Origin of the sequence: Marivita sp. (assembly GCF_017643905.1) — a bacterium.
Classification (GTDB): domain Bacteria; phylum Pseudomonadota; class Alphaproteobacteria; order Rhodobacterales; family Rhodobacteraceae; genus Marivita.
This window is the reverse complement of sequence record NZ_JAEPMO010000254.1, coordinates 1-3,533: the sequence shown is the minus strand read 5'-3', so window position 1 is coordinate 3,533 and position 3,533 is coordinate 1. Positions and strand designations below refer to the sequence as shown.

1 protein-coding gene and 1 pseudogene are annotated in these 3,533 nt (G+C 61.2%); both read right to left on the bottom strand.

All coding sequences use genetic code 11. The annotated features are described in order from the left end of the window. On the bottom strand, positions 1-1,587 hold a 1,587-nt coding region (locus JJ869_RS22780; protein WP_292271138.1), incomplete at its 3' end, for a monovalent cation:proton antiporter-2 (CPA2) family protein. Positions 1,588-3,278: 1,691 nt separating this feature from the next. Further along, positions 3,279-3,533 (bottom strand): annotated as a pseudogene (locus tag JJ869_RS22775) (ABC transporter substrate-binding protein); the annotation flags it as partial.

The window sequence follows — 3,533 nt, the reverse complement described above, 5'->3', positions numbered from 1 at the left end:
GTACGTATGCGTCCGGTCGCGGGACCACGCCACGATGTGGATGTCCGGACGCAGGCGTCGTGCATAGGTGACAAGCTGTTCTGCTGCCACCGGGTCGTCCAGTGCAACCATCAGAACCTGCGCCTTGTCGATCCCGGCCGCATGCAACAGATCGGGGCGCAGGGGGTCACCGAAGAAGCCCTGATACCCGAACTGCCGCATCAGTTGAATGGTCTGGAGGTTGTTGTCGATCACGACCGTCTTGGCCCCGACCGACTGCACCAGACGGTTCACGATCTGACCAAACCGACCAATGCCCGCAATGATCACGGTTCCTTGCTGGTCGATCTCATCATGTTCGACGGATCCATCCGTGTCTTTTATCCGCTTCGACAGGTACTCATATAGAATGAAGGCCAAGGGTGTGATCAGCATCGACAGCGCGACGATGAGCAACAAGCGATCAGCGATGTACCCGGGCAGGATGGATTGCTGCAGGGAAAAGGAAATCAGGACAAAGCCGAATTCCCCAGCCTGTGCCAAGCCAAGGGTGAACAGCCACTGATCGCGTCCCCGCAATTTGAAGCTGCGACCCAGTCCGTACAGGATGATCCCCTTGAGCAACATGATCCCAAGGGCGAGACCCAGAATGCTGATGGGTTCTGAAAAGAAGAGGCCGAAGTCGATACCGGCACCGACGGTGATGAAGAACAGGCCCAGCAAGAGCCCCTTGAAGGGTTCGATGTCGGATTCAAGTTCATGGCGGAACTCGCTGTTGGCCAGAACCACACCTGCAAGGAAGGTGCCGAGTGCCGGTGAAAGGCCGACGGCCGTCATCAGGAAGGCGATCCCGATGACAATCAGCAGCGCCAATGCCGTATACATCTCGCGCAAGTGGGCTGCGTGGATGAAGCGGAACAGGGGGCGGGCGCCATAGACACCGCCGATGATGATCAGCGCGACGGCACCGAGCGTGACAAGCGTGACGCCCCAGCCGGGCAGGCCTTCGATCAGGGACATGGTGTGGCCGTGCGCGTCATCGGCTGTCGCCAATGTCCCGCGCGAGATCGAACCATCCGGGTTCAGCGATGGACCGACAGGCACCGCCAGCAACGGCAGGATGATCAGCATTGGGATCACCGCAATGTCCTGTGTCAGAAGCACCGAAAAGGTCGAACGTCCACCGCCGGTCTGCATCAGGCCTTTTTCGCTCAGGGTCTGCAGAACGATGGCTGTGGAGGACAGGGAAAATATCATTCCGATGGCCAAGGCCGTCTGCCAGACAAAGCCAAGATAAAGCGCAGCCGTCATAACCGCGAGCATGGTGATGATCACCTGCAAGCCGCCCAGCCCGATCAGCCGATGCCGCATGTCCCACAAGGCGCGGGGCTCCAGTTCCAGACCGATCAGGAACAGCATCATCACCACACCGAATTCAGCAAAATGCTGCAGGTCGGTTGTGTCCGCCACAAGGCCAAGCCCCGGTCCGATTGCGACCCCTGCCAGCAGGTATCCAAGCACCGATCCCAGCCCCAGACGCGCGGCAATCGGTACGGCGATCACTGCGGCAAGCAGGAAGACCGATGCGAGGAAAAGAAACTCACCCATTCTGATTTTGCCTTTCAAGCTGCCGCAAGCATGCCGTTTTTTGCATTGAATTGGCAATTGAAGGTCGAAAAAACTGCCAGTTTTTGCGGCATCTTTCGATACTGCGCCCAAATTGTCGGCGCACGTCCGAAGGCTTACCCGTCCGGCATATCCAGAACGACGTTCCGGCCATTCTTGGAGTAGCGCAATTCGCTGTCACCGATGGCGGCGACGCGGCCACCGTCAAGACTGTCGCCAACCTTGACCTTTTGATAGCGCCCGTTCGACAGGCGTACGAGCGCACGGCGGTTCGAAGGTTTGCCATAAACGCCGATGAGGTTGATCCGCCGCAGATTGATGGCGTTTGTCACCGTGGCCTGACGCGCCACATTGGCTGTGGAAGGAATGCTGGGCTGCACCGTTCGTGGTGCAACGGCTGCCACCTGCGTCACTTCGGCCGCCTCGGGGGTGGCGGTCTGCTGGGTGGCGCGTGACCGTTCCACGATTTGTGAAAAATTGCGGGGGCGCGTGACGGGTGCAATTGACTGGGCCACCGCGAATTGTGTGGCCTCGGGTTGGGAGAGTTCCTCTTCAGCCTTGAGCGTTTCGGGGCGCGCATTGGGACGCAGCGCGGCCAGTTCGGCCAGCGTGCGTCCGCCCAGCTGTGCCCGTTCGTTGCCTTCGATCAGGCCGCTCGGGCGCAAACGCGGACGGAAGCGTTCCAATTCGGGTGCGACTGAAACGTTCTCCGTGTCGACGCTCGGGGCCGGGTTTGCCACGGTCGTCGCCGGGCGGGTGGGGGGCACCACGGGCGGCAGACCCGCAAAAATACGAACCCCGTCTGGGTTAACGGCCCCTTCGGGTGTTGCGACGACCAATCCGCGATCATCGAGCGTGAACAAAGTTCCGGGCGCTGCAGGGTTTGGCTGCGACAGGTAGGTCTGGTCATTCCGCAACAGGTCAGAGCCGGGCAGGGCGACCGCATCGAATTGCTGCACCCGACGGTCGATCGACGCGACGTAGAGGTCGTCGAGGGTGGTCAGCGTCGGTGTCGAAGGCGCTTCGGGTGAACGCTGCCAAATCCCGGTCGCAGCATAGCGGGCGTCGGCTTCCTCTGGCGTGAGGGCAGCCGGGGGCGGTAACACGTCGGACAGGCCGTCGGCCGCTTCTGGCGGCATGTCAATCGTATCAAGAGCTGCGATCTGTACGACGGGCTCATCTTCCTGCGGTGCGGTGATCGACCCATCAAGCGGCAAAAGTTCGACATCCGGGAGACGGGCAATCGAAGGCGTGTCGGAGTCGCGGTCGAAGAAACGCGAAATCCCCTCGTCAAGGAAGACGCTTGCCCACGCTGCAACCGCCAAAAGGAAGATCAAAAGCGCACTGGTCAGTATGAGGCCAAGGAACCTTGGCTTTCCGCCGATCTGCGGCTCTGCGCGTGCGCCGAATACGGTCATGCGGGCGCGCTCGTCCTGAACCGGGGCGTCGACGGACGGGGCGGTCGTACGTGCCGCACGCATCGCGGCGATCCGCGCCACCGCTTCGCGCGCCGGTTCCGGATCGTGCCGTGGTGCCGTTACAGGGGATGTAGGTGCAGACGCCCCCGCAGTCAGAGCGGGCTCGGGCTTACCCACTGCAGCACCGCTTTCTGCAGGTTTTGTCTTGCGGCGGCTGAAAAAACCGAACCCGCTGCGTTCTGAATCCCGTGCGAGGCGTTCGGCGGCATAGCTCCCAAGCACATTGTAGGCGAGCGCAAGCCGACCCTCGGCCACATCGTCGATCATCTGGCCGGAACAGCAATACAGCTGCGGGTTTAGTCGGCCCATTACCTCGGACAAGCGCCAATAGGCATCGGTTGACCGGGCCTCCTGCGTCGCAAAAAGATAGCCAAGCCCACTGTCGCGCACATCATAGGTGCCGACCGCGCCATCGAACCGCTCGGGGTATTCGCGCAGCAAGGTCACAAG